The sequence below is a fragment of the Acetobacter sp. P5B1 genome, assembly GCF_018811985.1.
In the GTDB taxonomy this organism is placed as follows: Bacteria; Pseudomonadota; Alphaproteobacteria; order Acetobacterales; family Acetobacteraceae; genus Acetobacter; species Acetobacter cerevisiae.
Map to the genome: position 1 here is coordinate 1 of NZ_JACRVS010000055.1, position 3951 is coordinate 3951.

Annotated in this window: 2 protein-coding genes and 3 pseudogenes; 4 read left to right on the forward strand and 1 reads right to left on the reverse strand. The window is 38.9% G+C overall.

Going from position 1 to position 3951, the window contains the following annotated elements:
- Nucleotides 1-115, forward strand: a pseudogene (locus KP703_RS15090) (IS5/IS1182 family transposase); the annotation flags it as partial.
- Between the two features lie 131 nt (nucleotides 116-246).
- Here KP703_RS15090 and KP703_RS15095 read toward each other — a convergent pair.
- Nucleotides 247-534, reverse strand: a pseudogene (locus KP703_RS15095) (transposase); the annotation flags it as partial.
- A 214-nt stretch (nucleotides 535-748) separates the two neighbouring features.
- Here KP703_RS15095 and KP703_RS15100 point away from each other — a divergent pair.
- The 3 genes and pseudogenes from KP703_RS15100 to KP703_RS15110 form a co-directional block, all read left to right on the forward strand.
- Nucleotides 749-3274, forward strand: coding sequence for a Hint domain-containing protein (locus tag KP703_RS15100; protein ID WP_215755520.1), 2526 nt, complete (start codon nucleotides 749-751; stop codon nucleotides 3272-3274).
- A 62-nt stretch (nucleotides 3275-3336) separates the two neighbouring features.
- Nucleotides 3337-3684 (forward strand): hypothetical protein, encoded by a 348-nt coding sequence (locus tag KP703_RS15105; RefSeq protein ID WP_211510843.1) that lies wholly within the window; start codon nucleotides 3337-3339, stop codon nucleotides 3682-3684.
- A gap of 98 nt (nucleotides 3685-3782) precedes the next feature.
- A pseudogene (locus KP703_RS15110) lies at nucleotides 3783-3951 on the forward strand (IS5/IS1182 family transposase); the annotation flags it as partial.

A 3951-nucleotide genomic window follows, 5' to 3' on the forward strand; every position in this document is an offset into this window, starting at 1 on the left:
GCTGGTTGTCCGGACTGTCGGTATCAGTCGAGCCACCATGAGGATCGGGCTCGCCAATATCGTCTACAATATGCGCCGCCTCCTCTTCCTCGAAAGATTGAACGCGAGCGCATAGCCATCCAGCGAGAGACAACTCCCAATCCGCTCAAAACGCAGACTGGACGCCATCGCAAAAACCGTCAATCAAATCGCCAAAACCCAGAAATTACCGGCCAAGCACATCAATCAAGGGTTCTTCGATCCCTCCAGGTCATGCCGCAAGGCATCGTGATCATTGAGATCTTCATAGCCCAGTGCCAGCCCCATGATCCGCTGACGGACAAGGTCTTCAACCCGGTATTCCACAAAGCCGGGATGCCGCTTATCGCGAAAACAGGCAGCAAAGCGGCGGCTGAGACCCAGAATGTCATCAGCCTGCTTCACCAGAATGACGCCCCCATCCGAACTCATGCGACCCCCGTCAAAACGGGCCACAACACGCCGTCCACAGGAGGCTGGAAACTCATACGCGCCTGCGCTACACTCTGTCTGCATCGGGTTTTCTTATAGCTTACGAAAATTTCTTTTACACAAAATAGACTTTTTCATAATCTAACCCGATGTACAACCCTTCCGTGAGATTTCCGCGTCGATCCCTCCATATCAACTTTATGTGATATATGATTGTGTCTAAACAATTCAGTTGTGGAGTTGGAAAAATCCTGTCTAGGTTTGTATCTTACAATGTCAACGTAAGGTTGGAAGAAACATGACTACTACCAATGTATCTTCAGGACAGGTTTTATCTGATATAACTGTAACAAGCGGAAATACTTATAATGTATCCAAAGGAGGAATTGCTAATAACTTCTCCGTATCATCAGGTGGAGTAATTAGAGCTGGGCAAGGAGGAGTTTCATTTAGTGGTGGAACATTAAATTCTACAATAATTAATTCATCAGGAATTGTATATGTAGCTCAAAACGGAATTGCAAACAGCACCACCATTAATAGTAGCGGTCTACTTTATCTGGATAATGGAGGAAGTGCTAATTTAACAACAGTATCTTCAGGTGGATTAATAAATGTAAATAGTTCTTATGGAACGGGATCCATAGTAACTAGCACAACGGTTATGTCCGGAGGAACAGAAATTGTATCCGGAGGAACAGCTTCAAGTAGCATTGTTTCTTCGGGAGGGCAGGCTACACTATATAATGGTGCATCTACCATAAGTAGCATTGTATATGGTAATGAGACGTTATCTAACGGCGCAAAAGGATATAATGATAAATCTTATTCAGATGGAAGTATCATAATATCAAATGGTGCAACTGAATATGCCTCTGGTTCAGGAGGAACTGCATCCGGAATTAATGTAAAATCAGGTGGAAGTCTTTATGTAATGAGTTCCGGAACAGTTTCCGGAGCTGTTATATCTAGTGGAGGTAATTTTAGAGACGGTTTATATGCGGGTCAAATGTCGTCTTCAGGAGCCTTTTTAGGAAAAGATATTGATGTTACAATAGAATCTGGAGCGTCTGCTACTATTTATAACGGTGCAGTCTCTATTAGCGCGCAGATCATGTCTGGTGCATATATAGATGTTGGGTATGGCCAGGCAGGAAATAAAACATCAACTAATCAAAGTATATTTTCTGGAGCTACTATTTTTTCTGGCGGAAGCGCAAAAATAGAAAATACTATAACCACCTCAGATGTCGTGTTGTCTGGTGGAACTATGAATGTAGTTGGATCTTCTGCAGATATTATATCTACGTTAATACTAAATTCAGGAAAAGAAATAATAAATTCTGGAAATGTAGCTTCTAACAATATTGTTTCTTCAGGAGGAAGTTTATTAGCTTCAAATGGATCTGTAGTATCGTCGAGCAATATATACTCCGGAGGTACGGAGATAATATCTTCTGGGGCAAAATCTTATAATGATTCTATAAATAGCGGTGGTGTAGAGGTAGTATCGTCTGGCGGTATTTCTAGTAACTCTGTCATCAATGATGGAGGAATGGCATCCATTTCTAGTGTATCATCGCTTGTCAATGCAACTCTCAATTATATGGGGTCGATAGATTTTTCCTTTCTCCAGGGCAGCATAACCTATGCTGGAGTTAGTAACTCTGGACTTCTTACCGTAACAACGTCTACTCAAACGGTAAAATTGCAATTATCAGGATCGTATCCAAGTGATGATACTTTTATCATCTCCGGAGATACTGTTACATTGGTTTGCTATCTACCTGGGACACTTATTCGAACTCCGCATGGAGAAGTCCCTGTAGAATCTTTGGATATAGGTGATGAGGTAGTTACTTTTAATTGGGAAACACAAAGTGAAGTAATTCGTCCACTAACGTGGGTAGGTTATCAAAAGAGCAAATTACAGCCTAATCTTCCAGAAGATCAAGCTGGATATCCGGTTCGGATTTTGAAAAATTCAATCTCTGACAATACGCCGCATAAAGATCTTCTTGTTACACCAGAACATTGCTTGTTTTTTAACGGAAAATTTATTCCAGCTCGTATGTTAGTCAACGGACAAAGTATTTTCTACGATAGAAGCGTAACTTCTTATAATTTCTATCATATAGAAACAGAAGAACACTCTGTTATTTGGGCTGATGGAATGTTGTCCGAGTCATATTTAGATACTGGCAATAGACGCTACTTCTCTAACAGAGAAAATATTATTAATATCACTAATAAAAATCAAGATTGGAATATAGATTCTGCTGCAGCTCTAGATGTTTCTAGAGATACAGTTGAATATATATATAATAAAATTGTTAGCAGAGCTAAAGATCTAAAGATAGTTAAAAACCAAAAACCAAAAACCATTGTGAAAAATCATGAAATGTATTTGATAACTAATTCTGGGTCCAAGTTGAACCCAATCCGAAATACAAATAGTTTCGTAACATTCCGGCTTCCAAAAGATACTACTTCTGTACGGATTGTTTCTAGATCAAGTAGGCCATGCGACGTTATTGGACCATTCGTAGATGATCGCCGTAACTTAGGAGTTTTAATTGGGAAAATTATATCTTTTGAAAGTGACGAAACTATAAATATTACACAACATCTTACCAACAGCGATTTAAACGGATGGCATAATATAGAATCAACCGATATGAGATGGACAAATGGTGATGCTACTATCCATTTCGATAGAAAAAAAATAATGAAAAACGAAACGATAATCTCTATCCAGGTAATATCTTCAGGGCCATATCTGAAAGATGAAATTATTGTTGAAAATATTTCAATAGCTTCTTAATTCATAAAAAGGGTCATATTGGTTTCATATTCAATATGACCCCTAACTTAGGAAATTCTTCTATGGAAAAATATCAATTCGCACGCTACTTTGAATCTAACACTGATAATAATTTTGTAGCTGTAGCAGAGGCTTTTAATATTGATATAAAAGTAATTATTTTTCTAAATCTAGTAAGGCTTGTTCCATCTAGAAATAATAGAGTTGATTATTACCAGTCGTCATTTTTTTCAACAGGAAATACAATAGAAGAGGCATTGGATAATATGATTTTCAATATAAAAAAAGAAAACCCAAAACAAGCCACTGAAGAGGAGATTAATATTATTGGCGATATATCTAATAAAAAAGAACCAATATGGAAATTTATATCTAAAGAGAATTTAGAAATTAATTTAACCAATCATTAATTAGTTTAATTATATAACTGGAGGGTTCTAAAAACCCCCTGGTTTTGAGGTCTTCTGTATGATTCTATTTCTTCTGCGTTGATTGAGGGAATGGCGATATGAAGCAGTCTGGTTTCTTTGATGTTGAAGAGCGTCTTGCCCGGCTGAGTGGGCTTGGCGATCAGCTCGAAGCGTTTTCCCGGACTGTGGATTTTGAAGCGTTCCGTCCTGATCTGGACAAGGCCCTGGCGTATTCCGATGGAAGCAAGGGCGGACGACCGCCATTTG

Coding starts and splice junctions, on each gene's coding strand:
- KP703_RS15100 (WP_215755520.1), top strand. CDS start 749: ATGACTACTACCAATGTATCTTCAGGACAGGTTTTATCTGATATAACT.
- KP703_RS15105 (WP_211510843.1), top strand. CDS start 3,337: ATGGAAAAATATCAATTCGCACGCTACTTTGAATCTAACACTGATAAT.